Origin of the sequence: Pedobacter sp. 22163 (assembly GCF_052045595.1) — a bacterium.
Taxonomy (GTDB): Bacteria; Bacteroidota; Bacteroidia; order Sphingobacteriales; family Sphingobacteriaceae; genus Pedobacter.
The window spans coordinates 1-23072 of the sequence record NZ_JBQEPM010000012.1 but is presented as its reverse complement, the minus strand read 5'-3'; the positions used below and the strand labels follow the sequence as shown (position 1 = coordinate 23072).

Annotated in this window: 16 protein-coding genes; 5 read left to right on the top strand and 11 right to left on the bottom strand. The window is 37.1% G+C overall.

The window, feature by feature from the left end; all coding sequences use genetic code 11:
• Nucleotides 1–76: 76 nt before the first annotated feature.
• Nucleotides 77–373 carry a hypothetical protein gene (locus ACTJKN_RS24415; protein ID WP_440828270.1) on the top strand — a complete coding sequence of 99 codons (297 nt, stop codon included), beginning with the start codon at nucleotides 77–79 and terminating at the stop codon, nucleotides 371–373.
• Nucleotides 374–502: 129 nt separating this feature from the next.
• Here the strand turns inward: ACTJKN_RS24415 and ACTJKN_RS24410 are convergent, their stop codons facing one another.
• The 6 genes from ACTJKN_RS24410 to tgt form a co-directional block, all read right to left on the bottom strand.
• Nucleotides 503–895, bottom strand: a complete 393-nt coding sequence (locus ACTJKN_RS24410; protein WP_440828269.1) for a GxxExxY protein — start codon at nucleotides 893–895, stop codon at nucleotides 503–505.
• 362 nt (nucleotides 896–1257) lie between these two features.
• Nucleotides 1258–1536, bottom strand: coding sequence for a lipopolysaccharide assembly protein LapA domain-containing protein (locus ACTJKN_RS24405; protein ID WP_131031764.1), 279 nt, complete (start codon nucleotides 1534–1536; stop codon nucleotides 1258–1260).
• A gap of 4 nt (nucleotides 1537–1540) precedes the next feature.
• On the bottom strand, nucleotides 1541–4345 hold the full coding sequence (locus tag ACTJKN_RS24400; RefSeq protein ID WP_440828268.1) for a TolB family protein: 2805 nt from the start codon (nucleotides 4343–4345) through the stop codon (nucleotides 1541–1543).
• A 2241-nt stretch (nucleotides 4346–6586) separates the two neighbouring features.
• Nucleotides 6587–7465, bottom strand: coding sequence for a DMT family transporter (locus ACTJKN_RS24395; protein WP_440828267.1), 879 nt, complete (start codon nucleotides 7463–7465; stop codon nucleotides 6587–6589).
• A gap of 2 nt (nucleotides 7466–7467) precedes the next feature.
• A complete protein-coding gene (locus ACTJKN_RS24390) occupies nucleotides 7468–8571 on the bottom strand; it encodes an LptF/LptG family permease (RefSeq protein WP_230145152.1) in 1104 nt (367 codons plus the stop codon).
• 1 nt (nucleotide 8572) lies between these two features.
• Nucleotides 8573–9703 (bottom strand): tRNA guanosine(34) transglycosylase Tgt, encoded by a 1131-nt coding sequence (gene tgt, locus ACTJKN_RS24385; RefSeq protein WP_215126823.1) that lies wholly within the window; start codon nucleotides 9701–9703, stop codon nucleotides 8573–8575.
• 141 nt (nucleotides 9704–9844) lie between these two features.
• Between tgt and ACTJKN_RS24380 the strand changes: the two genes are divergently transcribed.
• Both ACTJKN_RS24380 and rsmG read left to right on the top strand, forming a co-directional pair.
• On the top strand, nucleotides 9845–11062 hold the full coding sequence (locus tag ACTJKN_RS24380) for a glycosyltransferase (RefSeq protein WP_440828266.1): 1218 nt from the start codon (nucleotides 9845–9847) through the stop codon (nucleotides 11060–11062).
• A gap of 26 nt (nucleotides 11063–11088) precedes the next feature.
• Nucleotides 11089–11724 carry a 16S rRNA (guanine(527)-N(7))-methyltransferase RsmG gene (gene rsmG / locus ACTJKN_RS24375; protein ID WP_029276225.1) on the top strand — a complete coding sequence of 212 codons (636 nt, stop codon included), beginning with the start codon at nucleotides 11089–11091 and terminating at the stop codon, nucleotides 11722–11724.
• On the opposite strand, the gene ACTJKN_RS24370 is transcribed toward rsmG, so the two are convergent.
• From ACTJKN_RS24370 to smc, 4 genes are all read right to left on the bottom strand, one after another.
• The gene (locus tag ACTJKN_RS24370) at nucleotides 11725–12978 is read right to left on the bottom strand and encodes a M56 family metallopeptidase (RefSeq protein ID WP_440828265.1); all 1254 of its coding nucleotides are present in this window, start codon (nucleotides 12976–12978) and stop codon (nucleotides 11725–11727) included.
• Nucleotides 12979–13160: 182 nt separating this feature from the next.
• Nucleotides 13161–13532 (bottom strand): BlaI/MecI/CopY family transcriptional regulator, encoded by a 372-nt coding sequence (locus ACTJKN_RS24365; protein WP_440828264.1) that lies wholly within the window; start codon nucleotides 13530–13532, stop codon nucleotides 13161–13163.
• 180 nt (nucleotides 13533–13712) lie between these two features.
• Nucleotides 13713–14687 (bottom strand): M28 family peptidase, encoded by a 975-nt coding sequence (locus ACTJKN_RS24360; protein ID WP_440828263.1) that lies wholly within the window; start codon nucleotides 14685–14687, stop codon nucleotides 13713–13715.
• 358 nt (nucleotides 14688–15045) lie between these two features.
• Entirely contained in the window at nucleotides 15046–18585 is a 3540-nt protein-coding gene (smc, locus tag ACTJKN_RS24355) for a chromosome segregation protein SMC (protein WP_440828262.1), read from the bottom strand.
• Between the two features lie 124 nt (nucleotides 18586–18709).
• On the opposite strand from smc, the gene ACTJKN_RS24350 reads away from it, so the two are divergent.
• The gene (locus ACTJKN_RS24350) at nucleotides 18710–19129 is read left to right on the top strand and encodes a hypothetical protein (protein WP_440828261.1); all 420 of its coding nucleotides are present in this window, start codon (nucleotides 18710–18712) and stop codon (nucleotides 19127–19129) included.
• Between the two features lie 177 nt (nucleotides 19130–19306).
• Here ACTJKN_RS24350 and ACTJKN_RS24345 read toward each other — a convergent pair whose 3' ends face one another.
• On the bottom strand, nucleotides 19307–21610 hold the full coding sequence (locus ACTJKN_RS24345; RefSeq protein ID WP_440828380.1) for an ATP-dependent helicase: 2304 nt from the start codon (nucleotides 21608–21610) through the stop codon (nucleotides 19307–19309).
• Nucleotides 21611–22453: 843 nt separating this feature from the next.
• On the opposite strand from ACTJKN_RS24345, the gene ACTJKN_RS24340 reads away from it, so the two are divergent.
• Nucleotides 22454–22777, top strand: coding sequence for a DUF493 family protein (locus ACTJKN_RS24340; protein ID WP_440828260.1), 324 nt, complete (start codon nucleotides 22454–22456; stop codon nucleotides 22775–22777).
• Nucleotides 22778–23072 lie beyond the last annotated feature (295 nt).

The window sequence follows — 23072 nt, the reverse complement described above, 5'->3', positions numbered from 1 at the left end:
CACTTTGCCACCGATGAAAAATCGGTGTATCAGTCGGAATGGCGATTTTTTTTTTGATATATTTTAACTTAAGATTATGCAAACTACTATACTTTATATTGGCCGGGATACAGAAATTACAGCAGTAATGAACCGCTTGTTAAATGCCAGGCCCGAATGGAAGGGCTTATGTGTTTGTAAAAATGAAGAAGCCATTTCCATTTGTAAAGAACAACACATTGACTTGGTTTTACTTGGAAATGGAATCGATCAGGAATCAGAAGCTGAACTGAAAAATAAGCTTCTCGTCTTAGGCCCAGGCCTGAAAATTATCCAGCATTATGGTGGGGGTAGTGGGTTGTTATATGGTGAAATCATGACCGCGATAAGCTAGGATTTTTAAGATGATGGGATTTCAAGATCAGGCCTCATAAAATTCACTTCTTATCGACAACCTAATCTTACCATTCTCAAATCATATCAATCCTGCCTATATCTTCTTTGTGTCGAGACTTAAATCACACTAATCACGACTCTTGTTATCAGGGTGCTTCGTATTATAAACTCTTTTAAAAGTTAAGCTTCTGCTTCCAAAATTGATCAATAATCCTACGGGCAGTTTATATGCTTCAAGATAGTTAATCGCCTGCGCAAGATGTGCATCGTTTAATTCTGAAACAGCTTTCAATTCTAACATAATTGTATTTTCAACAAAAAAATCTACCCTTCTATACCCAATTTTTATATCACGATAAAAAATATTCATCGTCATTTCTTCCTTGTAGGATAATTTCTCTATCCTCATTTCTATACCCAAGGCTTTTTGATAAATCTTTTCTTGAAAACCTGAGCCTAAAAAAGAGTGAACTTTCATTGCACAGCCAATAATTTGGCCTGTTAAATCGCCATATTTCATATTAATAAATTAAAATTTACTGTAAGAAATAGGGATTCTTTTGTGAACTAAGATAAACTATATAATTCTAAAATAAAATAATACTGGAACACCATGATCCTGAAATCCTGAAGCGCTATGATCCTGGAATCTAATAATCCTATTCAATCCTGGCCCGAAACTATGATCCTGAAATCCTGAAGCGCTATGATCCTGGAATCTAATAATCCTATTCAATCCTGGCCCGAAACACCAATCCTGAAATCCTGAAGCGCTATGATCTCTGAAATCTAATAATCCTATTCAATCCTGGCCGAAACACCAATCCTGAAATACTGAAGCGCCATGATCCTGGAATCTAATAATCCTATTCAATCCTGGCTTTAACTAATATAATCTCTGTCCTCATCACTCAACTCCTTTTTATTCGAAACCGGTTGGTTCCTTTCGATCTCATCATCATAACTGCTAATCGTTTTCCTTGGTCGGCCCACAACAAAGCCAATGATAAAACCGATGATGATGCAAATACCGATAACCAGAAGTTTAGATACCGGAAGTGTGGTAACCAGGAAATCGAAATCAACAGGTTCGGTATTCACCATTAAAAATATGGTAAGTAATGCAGTCAGGATAATGATGGAGATTGTTTTTGCGCTCATGGTTTTAAAAGCTATAATTAAATGAAAACTCTAATATCGGATTTTGATTGTAAATCTGATTAACAAAAACCAATCTTGCTCCTAAATCTACAACAGGTTGATAGCGCAAAAGGTTTACACTGGTATTTAATTCTACGCCATAAGTTTTCGGATCGTTAAACGTTGTACCCTTGCCAATGTTCTCGTAATGGCAAAATAAACCTGCCCTAAAATTTCTGACATAAGCGAAAGGACCCAACTCCCAATCGGGAAAAGCAAAAGGGAAACGGTAGTTAAAAAGCATACTGTTTTGCAGTTTACTTTTCGCTAAAATATTGTTGTAGCCGTAAACGGTTGCAATCTCAGTAGCGTATTGGTTTACACCACTTGCTTTCTGGTAATTGAAGCTCGCTAAAAAAGAATGGTTTTTTGCAAATCCAGGAAAGTAAAGGAAACTTTCGAGTGCTAAGATTTCTCCGTTTAAGTTTTTATCGAAGGGTTGGTGATTGTAAGTAGCCCTAAATACTTGTGCCCATTTGGGCGCAATATCTCTTTCGGTAGTGCGCACACTGTGGTTGAAAGTAAAGTTGTATTCCATCGGAAATTTAAGCTCTCGGATAAAACCGGTAGGCATGTTTTCCGGCATGTATCTTTGCGTAAAACTAGTTGCCGCATTTAAGGTAAAAGCATAGTTCTCATTGCGCATGTTGAACGATAGCGGAACCGATGCATCAAGCTTGATATAGTTCTCTCTCCAATCGCCTTGTTGTATTGCGTTTTTAGCTCTGTAGAAGGTTCTTTTCGGGCGGTTGCGATACAATACACTAAATACGGGATAAAGTGCTTTATAGCTAATGTCTGCTGTGTACTCAAAACGTTTTAAATCGCGGTGGTATTTTGCGCCGGTGTAAAAGTCCATTGTGTTGAGTAGATTATTTGATTGCAACTCCAGACCGAAAACATATTCGTTGTCGATAACCGGAATAATGCTGTGGAAACTGAAAAGATTTAAAGCCTGATGATAGCGGTTGGTTTGGTAGGTACTGTCGGGAATGTTGTCGAAAACATTCCTAACGTTTTCCTGCTTTTCTGCAGCTGCCGAGAAATCCACAAAGTTGTTTTCGCCAACTGGTTTTTCGGTTAATGCGGCCTCGGCTATTTCATAACCATTGATTTTATAATTGTTAAAAATGATTTTTCCATCGGCGGTTTCGCTAGGGTTAAAGGCTCCATACTTGGAGGCGCTGAGCGCATTTATTTTTTTTGAATCAGGATCTATACTGTAGATATTATCGATCCCATTAAAGTGCGCATTGAAAGCAATTTTGTCGTTGATAAAGATTGGCCGGCTTAGCTGCTGTCTGCTGTTAGAAATCAATTGCATTTTTTTTTCTCCGTCAATCAACCATAAACTTTTTCCTTTTTCATTTACGCTGATATAAGTAACCTTATTTCCTGATTGATCAAATGAAGGCATCTGCAGGATTTCGTTTTCAAGGTTAGGGTAGGTCTTTAAAATTTTTCCCGAGCTTGCATCCAACTCAACCAGATTAAACTGATTGTTCAGCTCCACTTTTGAAGCGATGATTTTCTTTCCATCGTTAGAAATGCTGGGAGAGAATAGTCTGCTTTTGCTGCTTAATTTATCGAATTTTTTAGTCTTAAAATTATACGAACAGATTACGCTGTAACTCCGTTGTTTGTAGCGCGGATCGTAGCGTATTTCATCCCAAACCAAAAGATCATTTTTTAAGCTAAACCAAGGCTGTTCCTGATAACCAATTCCGAATAACTTTTGCTCTGATTTATCCTCGTTAATAATTACAAAATGTCGCGCATCTGTTTTGCTTTCTTTTAGTGCCAAAACCTGTTTTTTATTTAGCCGAACAGGAAGGAAATAATCGGTTGCCAAATCAGTTTTTTTATTTAAACTTTCATAGCTTTCTGTAATAGATTTTTCTTGCTGTGTTTTCCATTTTTCGGCAAGCTTGTTTTGGGTAGAAAGAAAGTAGGTTCTGGAATTCTGTTTTGTGAATTTTTTTAAGCTCTGCGAAAAGGGGTACAGCCTTACAGGTCTTTTTCTAATGTCGCTAAGTATGCTGTCGGAAATGAACTGCCCATATTTTTCTTTCATATCCGATACCATCAAATATCCGGTTTGGTAGTAGCCAGGAGTTACGTCTTTGTTCGAACCGAAATAAGCTTTACTATATGAGATTTTTTTGCCCTCCAAAATTGAAGTCCGGTATGGCATGATCCAATTGGGCTGTCTGCCTCTGCCCGAATTAGTCAAGGCAGTTTCGTTAACCACCGCATCACCTTCGAAAAACCAGGTGGGGATGCCCGCGCCAAAGTAGGCGAAGTAAACCAGTTCAGGAAAGGGATGTGCTTGCGTTCCTGTCAATTTGTCAAACTGTGCAATGTGCCTGAGTTCATGCACTGCCAGGTTGTTTAGCCAATCCTGACTGTCGAAAAACTGAGGTGGGGTTGCATAGAATTCAGACTTCTTGGGTGCGAGTTGAACAAAGCCGTTTGCCACGGTTCCACGGTTCTGAAGTAGGAGTGGGATAGCGGTTTTTTGCTGTCTTAAACCCAATCCTATTTTGGGGTAGATGAAGGGTAGGGTATTGGCCATTCTTTGTGCCTCTTTCTCCAGTTCTTCTGGATAGATGATTTTAAAGCCGCCTGAATAAATATAGTTCCATTTTACACTAAGTGGGTTTTGAGCAGTACTGAAAATCTGCCCAAAAACCGATAGTGATGTGAAACTTAAAGTAACTATGCTTAAGTACTTGATAATTAGTTTTTTGTTTGGTGTTGTTAAATTCATCTAAATTCTTTGCTAAAATATTTAGTTTTTTAAAATTTGTAAGGGCCGATATTTGTAAATATTTAATTTATATAAAATTATTTAAGTTATTGATTTTTAAATATAAATGAATTTCATATAAATCCTAGATTTGTTGATTTTACCTTTGTTTTTTATTGAATTTTATAGCTGATTTAAGCTTCATTCAATATTTTTAATTGCGTTAATTTTATTGATTTAATTTACACTTATTAATCGATTTTCTTCGAAAAATTTATTGGCTTTTTGAATTTTTGTATAGTTTTTCAGAATCCGATTGCGCTCAGGAAATAGCTTAAAATGCTGCTAGGTTTTATAATGCTCACTAATATTTTTTTTACTTTAGATGCTGGAAGAATGGCTAACATTTTAGTTAGGACTACCTGCTTTAAAATTGACTTTCAGTATGCAGAAATCTGCTTATAAATTGCGTTCTGTCTGTAATGTTTTGAAGCAAAATGTATGGTATAAATTGCTTATCCAAAATCCATCTAAATATTTTGGATTAGATTAATGTGACAAAATGTCTTTATTTTTTAGCGATTGCTTGTGGAGTATTTTGGTGATTTTTTTCTCGCTCTTCGTATTTGTTACTTAGTTCTGATGAATGTGATACAGTTAAAATGCAGGTAATGTCCCTGTAAATTTTGGGTTTAATCTAGCTTTAAGTCTTGTTTTTAACCTCGATTTCTTGCTGTAAATTTGATCTCAGAGATTAAAAATGTATGTTTTTTTGTCGTTTTAAACCCCGAAATCTGTAATGATTTGAGCTTATAATGCAATTTCCTGACGATATTCGTGAATAATGGTGTTTTCGGTACACTTTATGGTAATTTTTGTTTTTGCGATAAAAGTGTGTCTAATGGTATTTAAGTAAGGTTTTTTATGCTTTTAAGCTTTATCCTCTGGAAACCCGAAATTGATCACTTTTCCTTAGTTGCATAAGGAAAAGCACGTTGAAAATTAGGTTTTGATTGTAATTTTTACCGATATTTTTATGCTGATTAACTGTAAAATACCTTATCTTTTTGTACTCCTTTGCCAGGTTTTTGTTGTGGTTGAAAATTATTCTGAACTGAAGGTTGGAATATTTTAAACAAGCCATCCTGCTTTACTTATGATTTGGCACCTCAGCGTTGTATGAAATTTGAATAGAAAACACCTTGCATCTGATGTCGATTTTGAACATAGATTTTGCTTTTTTTCTAATTGTTTTAGTTCTATTTCCTGGTGCTTTAAATCAAATTTTTGTTGCGTGTTTTGGCTGCTTTGACTATTCAGTTTTGTAGTGGATTTTTGCTGATTTTTGTCTTCAATTTTGGCCTTCTTTTGTGTGCGTATTTTTTACTGAAACAAGGTGATATTGATCCAAGTAAAAGCTTACAGTTAGACTGCTATTTCTGGTTTAAAATTGTTGATGTTTTGATCAATTATATATTGTTTAATTAACGCTAAATACGGCCTTTAAATCAAGTTTTTATTTGGTCTCATTTGAGAGCTTTTTAGTGCTGGATTTATTGTTTGTCAAGCTTAAAGATTGAGTCTTAGTCTTGTGTTGTAATATCGAATGTAAAGCTGTCTATTTAGGTTTTGTTCGCTTCTGTCTGATCTTTAATGCCAGAACTATGTATCTTCTTTGTTTGGCTGAAATCGCAAGGGATGATAATAAAATTTCGCCTAATGATTCGTGGATTTTGACTCAAAAATATTAGTTCAGCTCAATGATTTTGAACGGTGATTCATTTTGCTTTAGGCATGCTTTTGCATGAGCACTTTCTATCTTCGAGGTGATGTGCTTAACAGTGGATAGTGCTTATTTTTGATCTGTCACTTCCCGATGGATCGCATTTTCCAAGCTGTAATTCTCCTCATTTAAAGCTGTCGTTTTTGTTCTTGCGGTGTGATTAAGTGTAACCATATGGTATAACCTCAGAGATTAGATTCCTGATATTTTGAATGGTTGTTAGCTGCTTTCGAATCTTATGATTTTGTATCTCTATTTAAGCCGATCTGGAGGCTTTATTATATGTAAGCGTAGTGTTGACTAGCTTTGATATGCTTCCTTATTGCGCTTTTATTTAAACTTTACCAAGAAATTTAATAGAGAGAATTTAAGTATTAAGCTGTCTGGAAAAAAATTAAGCTCCGTGAATAGGTACGACTGAAACCGTATGTTTGGGTGGTATAATTTTTAAAGAAAATTTAAATTTCTATCGTTTGTGTTTACAGTTGATTCTTTCTCTTTTTATAGATCGGATAGAGAAAAATAGAAGCCAGGATAATGGTTGCACCAATATAAAATCCACCTGTCATTTGCTCTTTGCTTTGAAAGAAAACGAAGGCTAAAACTATTCCGTATACAGGTTCCAGATTAGTAATTAATGCAACTCTAAAAGCCGATAAAGTTCTCATTACTGCAACCCCCGCAACGTAAGCAATGGATGTACAAAGTGTACCGAGAAGGATAAGATAGAACCAGTTTTTGGTACTTAAGTTGAATGCTGTGTGTAATAGTGTTCCATCATATAAACGGTATAACGTGATCCAGAAAAGTGCACCAACAAGCTCATAAAAACTGATAATGGAAGGTTCGCTTTTTTGTACCAATGTAGAATTTATAGTTGAAAAAAGACTGGATGCGACTGCTGCCAGCAAACCAAAAATAATTCCTAAAGTATACTGGCCTTCAAATTTAAAGATCATATATATTCCTAGAATAATCAGTAAACCGATCAGAATATCGCCCAGTTGTATCGGCTGTTTTTTTATCAGTGGTTCTAAAATTGCAGTAAATAAGGTGAAGGAAGAGAGGCAAACCAAGGTTACCGAAACAGTAGAAACCTTAATGGCATGAAAGAAAAATATCCAGTGAATAGCTACAATTCCTCCAGTTAAAAAGAATTGGATGAACTGTTTTTTAGTAATCTTAATGTTCTTTTTGGTGATTAAAAACCATGCAAAAAGTGTAGCTGCGGCAATCAACACCCGGTACCAAACCATAGGTACTGCATCGATAGAAATTAATTTGCCGAGCACACCCGTAAAACCCCAAACAAATACAGTAAGATGAAGGATGAGTAAATTCTTTTTGGTAACGTCCATCGCTATTTTGGTGCTTTTCTTAATAGGTAAAAACCTAATAAGCCAAAGAATAATGTAGGCATAATAACAGCTGCAAAAGGAGGTAATCCACCTTTGGTAGAAAACATCTGTGTGAACTGATTAAATACGATATAAGCGAAGCTGATGAAGATTCCGATACCTAACGATACACCGACACCTCCACGTACTTTACGCGACGATAGGGCTACGCCAATGAGCGTTAGTACAAAGGCTGAAAGCGGATGTAGATAACGTTTGTATTTTTCAAACTGAAGATCGTTCATTACGCCCGTTCCGCGGATTTTTTCTTTCCTGATCTTATCCGAAAGTTCCTTCGTAGTTAAATTTTGCACCACATTGTCATAGGCCGAAAAATCATCCGGACGCATATCCAGAATGGTATCTTTTTGTTTTCCGTTACCGTAAATCATGGTTTCTTTCAATCCCTCAATCTTGCGTATGGAATAGTTGTTCAACTGCCATTTGCGTTTAAGCGAATCCCATTTTATATTTTCAGCAACGATCTTTTTGGTGAGTACATCTCCACTAAAATTATCCAAAGAAAACCGATATCCTGAATTCGTTTTGTTGTCGAAATTATCAATGTAGATATAGGTTTTGTCATCCAGTTTCATATGGATGTTTGATTTTGTGGAAGGATCATTACGTTTTACATACGTATTCTCGAAACTATTTTTTAAGGTATTGGTATAAGGAAGGATGTATAGATTTGAAAGTAAATTGGCTGAGAAAATAATCGTAGCCGACACCAGATAAGGAAATAAAAAGCGGTTAAAACTCACCCCACCACTTAAAATAGGTACAATTTCAGTCTGATCGGCCATTTTTGCGGTAAAGAAAATTACCGCAATAAAATTGATCAGTGGTGAAAGCATATTCACATAAAAAGGAATAGAGCCTGCGTAATATTTAGAGAGGATTCCCCAAAAACTCAGGCCACTTTTCATAAAATCATCCATCTTTTCCGATAGATCAAACACGACAATAATGATCACAAAAATGGCCAGGGTATAAATAAATGTACCCAGGTATTTCCCGATAATATACTGATCGATGATTTTTATCCTTCCTTTTAACAGATTCATTTTATAGCTTATTGCCTAATATTTTAACCATTTTGTTTTTCCATTCGTAAAATTCGCCAGCAATGATCTTTTCTCTGGCCTGTTTTACCAGCCAAAGATAAAAATGCAGATTATGCAAGGTAGCAATTTGAGCGCCAAGCATCTCCTTACTATGTACCAAATGTCTTAAATATGCTTTACTGGTTACTAAATCAGCATGTAGATCGCTCTCCGCATCCAATGGAGAGAAATCGTTCTCCCATTTTTTGTTCCTGATGTTTATAATCCCATTTCTGGTAAAAAGCATGCCATTTCTGGCATTTCTGGTTGGCATTACACAATCGAACATATCGATCCCCAGTGCAATATTCTCCAAAATATTGATCGGTGTACCCACGCCCATTAAATAACGTGGTTTTTCTTCTGGTAATATATTACATACCACTTCTGTCATGGCATACATTTCTTCAGCCGGCTCACCAACAGATAAACCACCAATGGCATTGCCTTCACGGTTCATGCTGGCAATAAATTCTGCCGATTTTATGCGCAAATCTTTATATACCGAACCCTGAACAATAGGAAAAAGGGTTTGGTCGAAGCCATATTTAGGTTCTGTACTATCAAAACGGGTGCAACAGCGTTTTAACCAGCGGTGCGTCATTTTAATTGATTGCGCTGCATAAGTATAATCGCATGGGTATGGCGTGCACTCATCAAAGGCCATAATAATATCGGCACCTATGGTACGCTGAATATCCATTGCATATTCTGGCGTAAAAAGGTGTTTCGATCCATCGATATGGGAGTGGAAAGTGACGCCTTCTTCTTTAATTTTACGGACTTTACTTAAAGAATACACCTGGTAGCCACCACTATCTGTTAAAATTGGACGGTCCCAGCCAATAAATTGATGTAATCCACCAGCTTTTTCGAGGATATCCAACCCGGGTCTTAAATATAAGTGGTAAGTATTGCCTAAAATGATTTTTGCATCAATATCGTCTTTCAGTTCGCGCTGATGTACGGCTTTTACCGTTCCTGCAGTGCCCACAGGCATAAAAATAGGGGTTTGTATTTCGCCATGAGCAGTTGTTACCGTTCCGGCTCTGGCTTTAGATAGTGGATCGTTAGCCTGTAAACTAAATTTCATCTGTTTCTATTTATTTTTCTCCAATTGTTAGGTGGAGCTTACCACCGTCAAATAACGTTTTATTAAAACTAATTCTTATTTTGACGGAAGGCGGTTTATATGTGTTTTTTCTCGTCGAAAATCTGCCAAAAATAGCAAAAATTGAGGGCATATTTTTGTTTAATTTTTTATCCACATAAAAGTGATTTACAGATTAAAAATGAGAAATTTGCGCCTATTTATTTTACCATCGTGATATTAGCCCTGCTTGAAATTATTCTGCTCTCGATATTGGCTTTTTGCCTTTTGGTTCAGCTTTACTATGTACTTTTTGTTCATTTGAAATTGGCCAATGTAGCTATCGAGGAGATTCCTTTATCTGCCCAAAAACCAGTAAGTGTAATTGTTTGTGCCCGAAACGAAATTGTAAATTTAGAGCAGTATCTGCCTGCATTGTTAAGCCAGGATTATCCGGAGTTCGAAGTTGTGGTGGTTAACGATCGCTCTTGGGATGGTACAGAGGAGTTTTTAGAACAATTAGAGAAGAAACACCATAACCTGAAAGTAGTTAAAATTTTAGATAACGATAAATTTATAGCAGGTAAGAAATTCGCGGTAACCATGGGTATAAAAGCCGCTAAGTACGATTGGTTGGTTTTTACCGATGCAGATTGTACGCCAGCTTCTGCGCATTGGTTAATGGATATGCAGCAGCCTGATGATGAAAATACCGAAATTGTTTTGGGCTACTCGCCCTATATGAAGAAAAGAAGTCTGCTAAATGCGTTAATCCGGTTCGAAACCTTTTTTACTGCTGTAAATTACCTGGCTTTCGCCTTAAAAGGCATGCCCTATATGGGAGTTGGACGTAATATGGCTTATAAAAAATCACTTTTTTTCAAAAATAAGGGCTTTGCAGCGCACATGCATATCCCATCAGGAGATGATGATTTATTCGTGAACGCACACGCCAATAAATACAATACAGAGATCCGTTTACACCGCGATAGCCATGTTTGGAGCGAACCCAATAATACCTGGGGAGGTTACCTGAGGCAGAAAAAACGTCATTTTGGTGCTGGAAAGTTCTATAAATCGAAGCACAAGTTTATTTTAAGCCTTCAGATTGTTTTTCAGTTTCTGTTTTATGCGTTCTTTGCCGCATGTATGTTTTTTAGCCGTGAGGCGCAATATGTCGCCTTAGGCATCTTCGGATTAAGCATCATCATCAGGTGTTTTATCTATCCAAAATTGCTGAAACGCTTAAACTATAGCGATTTGCGTTGGTGGTTCCCGATTTTAGACATACTTTTGTTTCTATTTTTAACCCTGAACGGATTTTTAGCCTTGTTTGGCAAGAAAAAAGTAAACTGGAAATAATTCAATAATCCTTTAGCAATTACAATATGCTTGATGTAAAGCCCGATATCGTTTTAAAATATTTTCCTAACCTAAGTGAAAAACAGATTGCTCAGTTTTCGCAATTGTTTGATTTATATAGCTTTTGGAATGCACAGATTAATGTAATTTCGAGAAAGGATATCGAAGAGCTATATGAGCGTCACGTATTGCACTCGTTGGGGATAGCTAAAGTATGTAATTTTAAAGCTGGTGAATCGGTTTTAGACGTAGGCACAGGTGGTGGTTTCCCGGGCATTCCATTGGCCATCTTGTTTCCTGAAACAGAATTTTATCTGGTAGACTCTATCGGAAAAAAGATTAAAGTGGTAAAAGAAGTGGCTTCGGCATTAGGTTTAGAGAATTTAAGGGCCGACCATTTAAGAGCTGAGCAGATTAAAGAGAAGTTTAATTTTGTGGTATCGAGAGCGGTTACGCGTTTAGGCGAATTTTATCCATGGATACAGGGTAAATTTAAAAAAGACTCGTTAAATGCCATTCCGAATGGGATTTTGTATTTAAAAGGAGGCGATTTGGCCGAAGAGATCAAAGAATCAAAACTGAAAGCAGAATTATACCCGCTTTCAGCTTATTTTGAGGAAGATTTTTTTGAGACTAAATATGTGGTTTACGTACCGCAGTAGTTATTGCTTTTTAGAAGGATAGCCTGTAACAGTGACTTCTTTAACAGGCGATACAATAATTGTTTTTATTCCGGTGCTTTCTTTTTTAGATGAAGTAGGATAACCCTTTACAACTACCTCCTTAATATCTTTTTGATCTGAGGATAATGTGTGATCCCGTTTAATTGCCTTATTGCCTGTAGCTTGAGCAAGATTAATCGTATTTGACTCATTGTCATTCCCTTTTTTTTCTGGTTTTGGCTCAATCGGCGGCGGTGGCGGTGGCAATGTCTTTTTATCTTGTCTCACAACAGGTGGAGGTAACTTTTTACCATCCTTTTTAACTCTCGGAGGAGCAAAACGAACTTGGTCTACTTTTGGTACGCTAAGCTTTTTCGCTTTTAAGGAGCCGGGTTCTACCGGTGGAGGAGGTGGTATTCTTTTGTCGTCTTTTTTAATAACGGGTTCATTTATCGTTATTTCCGTAACTTTTTTGGCTTTGGCTGTATATGGTTCCTTTGGTGGCGGTGGGGGTAATCTCTTTTTATCAGACTTTTTCTTAATAGTGTCCTGAAGAACAATGCTTAAACTTTCCTTTTTATGCCCTAATTGGATAGTATTATAGTCTTTTGTAAATGCTGTTGTAGACAAGAACAGCATAGATCCAACTAGTGGAATGATAAATAACAATTTGAGCCTGGCCCATTTTGCCGATTTTTTTTGGCTTAACATACTTATTCTATTTTTCAGTATTGATGAATTAAAAAATTGATTGGTAAGGATAACTTCTTGATTTCCATATGAATTTTGGATTAAAAATAGTGCATACTCATATTTAGCGATATCCTTTTGTGTCGTTTCCTCATCGGCTAAATATTCATGGATGAGTTTGATATCATCTTTGATGAAATAAGTGATTGGATTGAACCAGCTTGAAGTTTTTATCAACTCAAATAAAAGAATATCAAGGCTGTGCATCTGGTTAATGTGGACCATTTCATGCTTTACGATGGTGTTTCTTTGACTCATAGCAGGGTCAATAAACAATAAATTAAAGAATGAAAAAGCCATTTTTGAGTCCTCAACCTCAATTAATGTAATACCGTTTTCTTTACTTTTCGTTGCATTTTTTGTCAATCTTTTGATATAACGCAATCCCCAAACTATTTTTAAGATAAAAAATAATGAAACTACGGAATACAGTAGTAAACAGATATTTTCTAAATTGAACAATGGTGCCTGTTCTTGAATTTGAATAAATCCGGTATATTCCATTATTACCTCCTTCTTTAAATATCCCAGCTGAAAAAATGGAACTATGAAAGCCAGTATTGAGCTGAAAATCAGGTAATATCTGTTTAGTCTGTAGAAGGTTTCCCTGTGGAGGAATAGTCTATAAAACCCATAAAATAGGATAAGATATAGATTTGCTTCGAGTAAATAATATAACCAGCCCATCATTTATCTTTTTTAAGTTTCTCTGCCAATTGGATAATTTCATTGAGTTCTTCAGTACCCATACTTTTTTCTTTCACCAGGAAAGAAACCAGACTCTCGTAAGAGTTTTCGAAATAGTTGCTCATTACCTTATCTAATGCAAAGCGTTTATAATCAGTTTCTTTTATAATGGGGAAGTAGATATGCGTATTGCCGATAGCTTTATGATCAACAAAGCCTTTACCTTCTAAAACCCTGATCACAGTAGATACTGTATTGTAAGCAGGTTTGGGTTCGTTCATCTTTTCGATAACGTCTTTTACTAAGGCTTCGCCCATTTCCCAAAGGATGAGCATAATCTGTTCTTCTGCTTTTGTGAGTTCTTTTATCATGGCAACTATTTTTATAGTTTGGTTAAATGAAGTTACTACTATAAAAATAGTTTGCAAACTATTTTTATAGTTTTTATTGTAATTGTTTGATATACAGATAAATAATTTTTGTTTTAAGATTTATAAAACATAAAAAAACCTGCCAGATAGGGCAGGTTTAGATTTATGTCAATTAGTTTGTTAAAATTTTTCCGATTTTCTTGGATTGTCCATCATGATCATTTTATCCTTTAACAATTGTTGTAAGCCAGTTTGTTTGTCGATACTTTTTACAACATCTAATACAGCACTTGCTGCATTGCTAAAAAATTGCTTGGTGATGGTAGAATATTCGTCGCTGGCTTTGTGGTAATCTTTGTGATCTTCTACACCAAAATATAAAAATGGGATATTTTTAGCATTAAATGCACCTTGGTCGCTTTGGTTTGTCCAATCATCGTGACCTTGTTTTGGATCGTCGTGGCCAAAAAGTAATTTGATATTGGTTTTAGTGGTATCTATATGTTTCTTTAAATCAGGATATTTAAAAGTTCCACATACATAGAGTTCACCTTTATCACTATGGCTGATCATATCCATGTTTAAATCAATAGCGATAGTATTAATAGGCACTGGTGGATTGCCTACAAATGCCTTTGCACCCTGTAAACCCATTTCTTCCGCATCGAAAGAAGCGAAAATGATCGTGTTGTTAGGTTTGTTTTTCGCAAAATAGGTGGCAATTTTTAATAAGCCTGCAGTTCCTGATGCATTATCATCAGCACCATTAAAAACTTCGTCTTTTACTACACCTAAATGGTCGTAATGGGCAGATACCACAATAACATTGCTTCCTTTGCCTGGAATGTATCCGATGATGTTGGTGCCATTTATTTTTGTATTGCCTCGTCCATTAAAAGTAAACTCCTGCGCGTAGTTTACATGCTGAGGATAGGATTTTAGTCCTAATTTTTGAAATCTTTCTATAATATACGCCCTGGCTATCTCAGCACCTTTTGTTCCGGTTTTTCTACCTTGGTAGGCATCTGATGATAATACTTCAACGTCTTTTAACAATTGGGTATCTAACTTGCCAGAAGTTGGATTATTTTGATTTTTTACTGATGAACAGCAGCTTAGCATCATGGCTAAGGGAAGGATATATAGGATTTTCATATTTCTTGGTAATAAGTTAGGGTCGTCATCTCGACTGGAGCATCGTCCCGACGTTAAGTCGGGAGAGAGATCTATCGGAATAGATTTCTCGACTTCGTTGCACTCCGCTCGAAAGGACGACCATCGCGTTAAATTTTCTTAAAGATATTAATTATTAGATTATAGAAGGGAAAACGTTGTTTTTAGTACTGTATTGCGTTTATAAACCTGATGGAAACGGCAGCCCGAGCTTTTCGTGAGGCTATAGTGTACAGCAGGACCGAAGGCTGCCAAGAGCTGTAACTTTCATTTTCTAATTGAAAAAATGCAAATAAAAGATTGCTTCGTCGTACCTCCTCGCAATGACGAAAACACAGAGCTAAGCCGCTACTTCCCTTAAATCTACTGCTACAACCCTCGAAACACCTTGCTCTACCATGGTTACCCCATAAATAATATCAGTGCTGGCGATCGTCCGTTTATTGTGCGATACGATGATAAACTGCGATTGATCGGAGAATTTACGGATAATATTATTGAATTTATCGATGTTGGTATCATCCAAAGGCGCATCAACCTCATCGAAGATACAGAAAGGAGCAGGTTTTAATAAATAAAGTGAAAACAACAGCGCTGTAGCCGTTAATGTTTTTTCTCCACCGGATAACTGATTGATTGATAAAGGTCTTTTCCCTTTCGGACGGGCAATAATATCAATATCGGCCTCCAAAGGATTATTGATATCTGATAAAATCAGGTCGCAGCTATCTTCTTCGTTAAATAAAGAACGGAAAACTACGATAAAATGCTCACGGGCTTGGGTAAAGGCCTGCATAAATTTATCTTTAGCGGTATCGTCTATCTCTTTAATCGTTTGTAAAAGATCGGTTTTTGCAGCATTAAGGTCTTTTTTCTGGTTTTGAATAAAAGTATAACGCTCTTCCATTTCTTTAAAGGCCTCCATTGCCATGGAGTTAATGGCGCCAAATTCGTCAAGCTGACGTTTCATTCGCTCTACCTTTTGGCGCAGATCGAACTCACTTTCTAAAGCTTCAATTTCAGTATCTGTTTCTAAAAGATCGTTGATGTCGATATTGAATTCGACGGCTAAACGTTCTTTTAATGCATTCAGATCGATTTTTAATGCATTCTTTTTATCCTTAATCTCCGTTAATAAAAAATCGGTTTCTTCGCGGGTTTTGCGGATATTGGTCAGGTCGTTTTCAACCTCGTTAATACTTCCTTTGCTCGTGAAATAAGCTTGCTCAGCTTCTGCAAGCCCTTTTTCCATTTCTTCACGTTGTTGATACATCTCTAAAAGCGTATCGTCGTTCAGATCAGTGTGCTGTAACGTTGCCGTAATTTGGGACAGTGCTTCCTGTAATTCTTTATCGTTTTGTGCTATGCGCTTATTTAAAGCCTCTTCCTGAACAAAACGGTAATCTAAGTCTTTTTCTAAGCCTGATAACTTATTTTGTTGTTGGTGGAAACGGATATTATCTTGGTTATATTTGCCCGCACTTTCATTTACCTGATCGGCAATTTCCTGATAATTAAGTTGTTGCTCCTGTAAATTACGATGTGCTTCTTGCTGGTCTTTTTGTAATTGAACCAATGCCGGCAATTTTTCAGATAAGGCTTTTTCTATTGATACGATCTTTTGGGCAATATCTGTTTTACGGTTTTCGCTGGTGGTAATAAACTCCTGGTACTGATCGCGACGGGTTTGCACAGAAATATGTTCGTTGTTTAAACGGTTCATTTCTTGTTGCAAAGCATTGATCTGATTGATTTTTGAAGCTTCTTTCAGGTTAAATATGTTATCAGTTTCAGCTTTAATTGCAGCCTCATACTGATTAATCAATGATTCTGAAGCTTTAATTTCTTTGGCCAGGTTTTCTAAATTCTTAGCACGACCAATCCTTTTTCCTTCGAATAAACCCACAGAGCCACCCGCCAAAGTGAATTTCGTTTGGGCATATTTCCCGTTTTTAGCCAGGATGGTTAAACTATCTGTTGGTGTGGCTTTAAACAAATTTTCTTGCTCAGCTACTGCGATGTACACATTTTGCAAAAGCAGATTGCAGAGGTGTTGGTATTTTTTATCAACTTCAATGACTGATAGTGCTGAAACCAGGCCTTCATGCGTACCAATAACTGGGTTTTTGTCGGGTACGTTTTCTAAAATGAAAAAGTTTGCCCGTCCGCGGCTGGCATCGGTTAAAAGGTTAATGGCCTGTACTGCATCTGCATACTGGTCAACCACATAATGGTTCATTACCGGTTCGAGGTAATTCTCAATGGCTATGCGGTAATCTTCATTACAGAATAAAATATCAGAAAGGAGCAGGGCACTTTTAGCAAAAGCATTATTTTTCTTCAAAAAACGGATCGATTCAGGAAAACCCTCCAAACTATCAACCAGCGATTTGGTCAGGTTATATTCGTTCTGTTTGGCATCTTTTTTACGGTTTTCGGCCGTCAGTTTTTCCTTGTTCGAACTTAGATTGGTTTCTGAAGCAGCCAGTTTTTCTTTTAAAAGTTCTTCAGCTTCCGTTAGGTTTTTAATATTGGCTTGTTTCTCCCTAACCTGAATATCAAGTTCGGCCAAAGCATGATCGAAAGCCTTTAATTCTAATGTTTTGGTTTCGGTATCATCAACATTTCGGTTGGTCTCCTGCACCAGCGCATCTTTTTGAATATTTAAGATATCAATTTCCTTCTGCGACTGGTATACCTGGTTTTGCAACTCGTTAACCGATTTGATCAGGTTATCAATCCTGTTTTTCTCGGTCTGCTGTTGCTCGCGTAAAGTATCAAGCGTAGATTTTAAGCTTTTTAAGTCAGATTCAAGTCGGTTAAAAACTTCTGTTTCTGTTAAAACTTCTTCATTTAAACGTTTAATGTTGTATTTAATGTGGTTAACCTGGTTTTTATCTTTTTCGAGCTCACCAGATAAACGCGTTTCTTTTTCCTGTAAAAAACGCATCTGTTCGTTCTTTACTTTTTTCTCACTCTCGTAAGCACGGATTTTGGAAACAAACTCGTTTGTGGCCTTTTGTTGTACAGAAAGGTTCTTTTCCTGACTGATACTGCCTAGTTTAAGCTTTTGCAGTTCGGCTTCACCCGTATCTATCTTGGTACTGAGTTCGGTGCGGTTTACTAGCTGATTTTGTTCCTGAGTTTCTAAGGCATTTAAGTCGGTACGGAAGAAGGCAATACGATGTGTTGCCAACTGAACGCTCAACTCGCGGTATTGCTCTTTTAACTTATAATAACGCTCCGCTTTACGCGCCTGATTTTCTAAGGTTTTAAGGTTTTTTTCAATCTCGAAAAGTAAATCTTCAACCCGCTCTAAATCGGCTTCTGTATCTTTTAACTTGCTGAAAGTCTGTTTTTTACGTAATTTGTATTTCGATATTCCTGATGCTTCTTCAAATAAAGAACGGCGGCTATGTTCTTTGTTGGTAATAATTTCATCAACCATTTTCAGCTCAATAATCGAATAACTATCAGAGCCGATTCCGGTATCCAAAAAAAGATCGGTAATATCCTTTAATCTACATTGAACATCATTTAAACGGTACTCACTATCGCCATTTCTATAGAGTTTACGGGTTACAGTAACCTGTGAATAGGCTGTTGGCAGGATGTTCTTGGTATTATCAAAACTCAATGAAACCTCGGCAAGCTGCGCTTGCTTACGGTTTTTTGTTCCGTTGAAAATGATGTTCTCCATCTTTTCTGAACGAAGTGCTTTGGTACTCTGTTCGCCTAAAACCCAGCGCATGGCATCTATTACATTAGATTTTCCGCAACCATTCGGCCCAACAATAGCGGTAACACCCTCATTAAAATTGATGGTCACTTTATCGCCAAAGCTCTTAAAACCTTTAATTTCTAACCTAGTAAGTTGCATGGTTTGTAATCGGGAGAACCGAGTTCAATAATAAGGATAATTTTGTGCTTTTTCAATAAGAATCCTAAAAGTTTAAGCCATATTTGGTGTTTAAAATGGAAAATCAGATCTTATCAATCAATTTATGGATATAGAATCTTTTTATACTGGCTGCCTTACAGCGCAAGGCGAGAAAATTTATCTGGGAGATAAAATAAGGGGTAAATTTTTCTATAAAATGCAGGTTCAATATGAAATGGAGAGCCAGTCTTTTGTATTGGTTTCACAAAATCCGCAATCACCTTATCGAAAATATTTTTTATCAGATTTGGAAAAAATTGAAGGGCTGAGTATAGTCGGAAATCAATTATTCTTTAAAGCGCCAAAAGTAGGGGAAAAGGTGAAAATTACAGTTGATAATAAAGGCGAATCTTTTCCATTTGGTAGTATGGTAGAAATTATTGAAATAACAAATGAATGGAATGTACAAGCTAAATCATTGGACAGTGAGCAATTAATTACACTCAAGATTGGAGAATTTCTTGAAGACCGATCTATTTATTAAAAGTTGAAAGCGCCTGGTTAGGCGTATTTTAATGGCACTCGGCATGCTGAACTTGATTCAGCATCTTTACGTTTTATCTATTAAAGATCCTGATCCCGACGTAAATCGGAATCAGGATGAGTAATTTTCGTTGTTTTCCGTGCCTCTGCGTTTCCGTGGCAAAAAGGAAATCTGCGTTTATTTCACAATCATCAGTTTCGCAAACTTAAGCAGTAGCTGTTTATTGCCTAAGCCCTGGAAGAATACCGTAGCCTTAACATCAGGCAGGGTTCCTTCTAAGCTGATAATTTTTCCGAAACCGAATTTTTCGTGCTCAACTTCCATGCCGCCTTGAAATTCATGCGGTTGTGATGGGGTAAAGCCAGGTGTCGGCACGTGTGCTTTTGCCAATAAAGATGTTGTTTTCGGGCGGATAGGTGGGGCAGAAGTAGTTGCGCCGGCCGCCGGTTTCGGTTTGCTAAAGAAATCACGCGGCTGCGAGGTCCATGTTTTGCGGTCATCGTCGAAATTACCTTCAAAACTGTTCGACTTGGCTGGTTTTACATCCAATTCTAAAAATTTCGGACTGATTTCGTTAATGAAACGGCTTGGTTCGCAGTTGGTTAACGTTCCCCAGCGGTAACGGGAAGTGGCATAAGTAAGTGTCAGTTTTACTTCGGCACGGGTAATGGCCACATAAAACAAACGGCGCTCCTCTTCCAGATCAGTGCGGTTGGTTAACGACATTTGTGATGGAAACAGATTTTCTTCCAAGCCAACAATAAACACGTTTTTAAACTCTAATCCTTTGGCCGAGTGGATCGTCATTAAAGAAACGGTATCCTTATTTTTATCACCATCTTTATCATCGTTGGTTAAAAGAGCAACATCCTGCATAAAGATATCCAGACCTTTTTCTTCAATATCCTCGCGTTCTGAAAATTCCTTAATACCATTTAATAACTCCTGGATATTTTCATACCGCGCACGTCCTTCAACACTATCATCAGTGTATAATTCTTTTAAAATACCTGCATGTTGGGCAATAAACAAGGCCGTATCATAAGCATCGAGCTTTTTTGCCTCTGCCTGAAAACTTTGCACCATCATGGCAAAATCGTTCAATTGATTGGCTAAACGCCCATCTACGTATTCGTGTGCATTCGAAATTACATCCCACATTGTTTTTCCATGCTGGTCTGCCGCAACAATAATTTTGTCGATAGAGGTATCGCCAATACCACGTTTAGGGTAATTGATTACACGTTTTATCGCCTCTTCATCCTTCGGATTAAAAGTTAAACGGAAATACGCAATTAAATCTTTAATCTCTTTGCGTTGGTAAAAAGATTGACCCCCATATATCCGGTAAGGAATATTTAATTTGCGTAAACCCTCCTCCATAGCCCTGCTTTGCGCATTGGTACGATACAAAATGGCAAAATCGTTGTGTTGGTAGCCTTTGGTACTGCGTTCTTGAATAATGGCTTCGGCAACTAATTTACCCTCTTCGTTGTCGGTAAAAGCCCGCGAAACTTTAATTCTTTCCCCTTCTGCATTTTCTGAGAAAACATTTTTTTCGAGCTGGTTTTTGTTGTTGGCAATGATGCTACTCGCTGCATCAACAATATTTTGGGTGGAACGGTAATTCTGTTCTAATTTATAAACCTTTAAATCAGGATAATCGCGTTCGAAATTTAAAATATTCTGGATGTTTGCACCACGGAAGGCATAGATACTCTGTGCATCATCACCCACCACGCAAATGTTCTGATAAGCTGCTGCCAATTTTTTCACAATGGTATATTGCGAAAAGTTGGTATCCTGGTATTCATCCACCATCAGGTACCTGAATTTCTGCTGGTATTTATTTAAAACATCAGGATGCTCTTTCAATAAAATATTGGTTTTGAACAGTAAATCGTCGAAATCCATAGCACCAGCTCTAAAACAGCGCTTGGCATAAGTTTCGTAAATCTGGCCAATTAATGGGCGTTTATTCTGGATATCTTCGGCTTGTATCTGGTCGTTAGCCTGGTATTCACCCCAGGAAATTAAATTATTTTTGGCTGATGAAATTCTATTAAAAACAAAATTCGCTGCATATAATTTATCATCCAGCTGCATTTCTTTCAAAATAGCGCGGATTACACTTTTACTATCATCCGTATCGTAAATGGTAAAATTGCTTGGATAACCGATTTTCTCGGCCTCTACACGTAAAATCTTGGCAAAAACAGAGTGAAAAGTACCCATCCAAATGTTCTTTGCCTCTGCACCAACAACTTTACTGATACGCTCGCGCATATCCTTACTAGCCTTGTTGGTAAAGGTTAAAACAAGGATGTTAAATGGATCGGTACCGGTTTGAATAAGGTGGGCTACACGAAAGGTAATTACCCTGGTTTTGCCAGAACCCGCACCCGCAACAATCATTACTGGTCCTTTTGTGTTCTCTACTGCTGCTCTTTGTTGTGGGTTTAATCCTGCTAAATAATCCAAATCGGCTCCTGTTTTTTTGAGGTTCAAAAATAACAATTCCTATCGCTTTTTGCCAAAGTTGTTAGTAATTAGTTTAAAACCTAGCCGGTCGCCCTAACTGTTCGTCATTCTGATCTAATTCCTGATTTGTTTTATTAGCTATACTTATTAATTTTGGGGTCTGGTAGCCACTTTGTGGTCAGAATCTATCCCGTATTGACTTATATGCCCTTATCTATCTTATATGGTAAAGAGGACCTTGTTTTTATGAGGCTAACTATGGCAATGGTAGATCTGCTCCTTTGGTTTTTAGAAAAGCCAAAGCTGTAATTCTTATGGTTCTGTAGCCCTTTGCTTTGCTCATACGCCTGCAGGCATTGCCCGCAAGGCCGGTATCCGCTTCGCCAAGGTTTATATAAATTGGGTTTGTGCTACTATTGAGAGTTTAAAACCCACAGCCTAGTTTGTCATTCGTCATTTTGAACTTGGTTCAGAATCCATCACGCTATTAAATTTGGGTATGAAGTCCCCTTTAGGGAATTTAGGGGTAAAGCCACAGCTGTATTTAATCGGCTTCGGCAGTCCTTTGCTTTGCTCATACGCCTGAAGGCATTGCCCACAAGGCCGGTATCCGCTTCGCCAAGGTTTATGTAAATTTGGTTTGTGCTGCTATTGAGGGTTTAAACCCCACAGCCTATTTAATCTTTCGTCATTCTGAACTTGGGTATGAAGTCCCCTTTAGGGGATTTAGGGTAAAGCTTCTCTTCAATGCGCTTAAATGGCGGTATTTCAACTAAAATAAACGTTTGGTCTGTCAGAATTGCACCCTGGTTATTTAGGTATAGAATTTGATATGCTTGCGTTATGGATGAGAATAAAAATAATAAGGATATTGAGTTTACTGATATCCCTGATGGGGCTAGCGGAGATATTTATGCTAATTTAAAAGAGAAACTTGAAAGTGTTGAACAGTTTCCGGGTGTTTATAATTTTAAATTTATTATCACTGGCGGATTAGATAAAATACAAGACTTACGTGCCATTTTGCCTGATGATGAGTTTATTGAGCAAGCTTCAAAAACAGGAAAATATGTTTCAATTACCGTGAAAAAGACAATGCAAAATGCTGATGAGGTGATTGCTGTTTATAAGCAAGTAGGAAACATCAAAGGGATTATGACATTGTAGGCTTCTGTATATCAAATACATGATTCGATCGAAGATTTTTTAAGATTCATAAATCGCAAACGAAAGCCCTTCGACTACGCTATCAATAACAGATTCAAAAGAAAGGTCGTCTTTGCGAGGAGGAACGACGAAGCAATCTTTCACGCTAGTGATCCTTGCCATAAAGATTGCTTCACCGGCTGAAAAAGCCTTCTCGCAATGATTGTTATGACTAATCCAAGTTTTATGCTGCTATTTTATAGTTGTTTTTATAATTAGTTTTACTTTTAATGACGGCTGCTACTCTAAGCACTAT

What these genes read in the sequence shown, in the direction of transcription:
- ACTJKN_RS24405 (WP_131031764.1), bottom strand. Translation starts at nt 1,536, where the DNA reads ATGAGCGCAAAAACAATCTCCATCATTATCCTGACTGCATTACTTACC.
- ACTJKN_RS24365 (WP_440828264.1), bottom strand. Translation starts at nt 13,532, where the DNA reads ATGATAAAAGAACTCACAAAAGCAGAAGAACAGATTATGCTCATCCTT.
- ACTJKN_RS24395 (WP_440828267.1), bottom strand. Translation starts at nt 7,465, where the DNA reads ATGGACGTTACCAAAAAGAATTTACTCATCCTTCATCTTACTGTATTT.
- ACTJKN_RS24360 (WP_440828263.1), bottom strand. Translation starts at nt 14,687, where the DNA reads ATGAAAATCCTATATATCCTTCCCTTAGCCATGATGCTAAGCTGCTGT.
- ACTJKN_RS24415 (WP_440828270.1), top strand. Translation starts at nt 77, where the DNA reads ATGCAAACTACTATACTTTATATTGGCCGGGATACAGAAATTACAGCA.
- ACTJKN_RS24400 (WP_440828268.1), bottom strand. Translation starts at nt 4,345, where the DNA reads ATGAATTTAACAACACCAAACAAAAAACTAATTATCAAGTACTTAAGC.
- rsmG (WP_029276225.1), top strand. Translation starts at nt 11,089, where the DNA reads ATGCTTGATGTAAAGCCCGATATCGTTTTAAAATATTTTCCTAACCTA.
- smc (WP_440828262.1), bottom strand. Translation starts at nt 18,585, where the DNA reads ATGCAACTTACTAGGTTAGAAATTAAAGGTTTTAAGAGCTTTGGCGAT.
- ACTJKN_RS24390 (WP_230145152.1), bottom strand. Translation starts at nt 8,571, where the DNA reads ATGAATCTGTTAAAAGGAAGGATAAAAATCATCGATCAGTATATTATC.
- ACTJKN_RS24340 (WP_440828260.1), top strand. Translation starts at nt 22,454, where the DNA reads ATGGATGAGAATAAAAATAATAAGGATATTGAGTTTACTGATATCCCT.
- ACTJKN_RS24370 (WP_440828265.1), bottom strand. Translation starts at nt 12,978, where the DNA reads ATGGAATATACCGGATTTATTCAAATTCAAGAACAGGCACCATTGTTC.
- ACTJKN_RS24350 (WP_440828261.1), top strand. Translation starts at nt 18,710, where the DNA reads ATGGATATAGAATCTTTTTATACTGGCTGCCTTACAGCGCAAGGCGAG.
- tgt (WP_215126823.1), bottom strand. Translation starts at nt 9,703, where the DNA reads ATGAAATTTAGTTTACAGGCTAACGATCCACTATCTAAAGCCAGAGCC.
- ACTJKN_RS24410 (WP_440828269.1), bottom strand. Translation starts at nt 895, where the DNA reads ATGAAATATGGCGATTTAACAGGCCAAATTATTGGCTGTGCAATGAAA.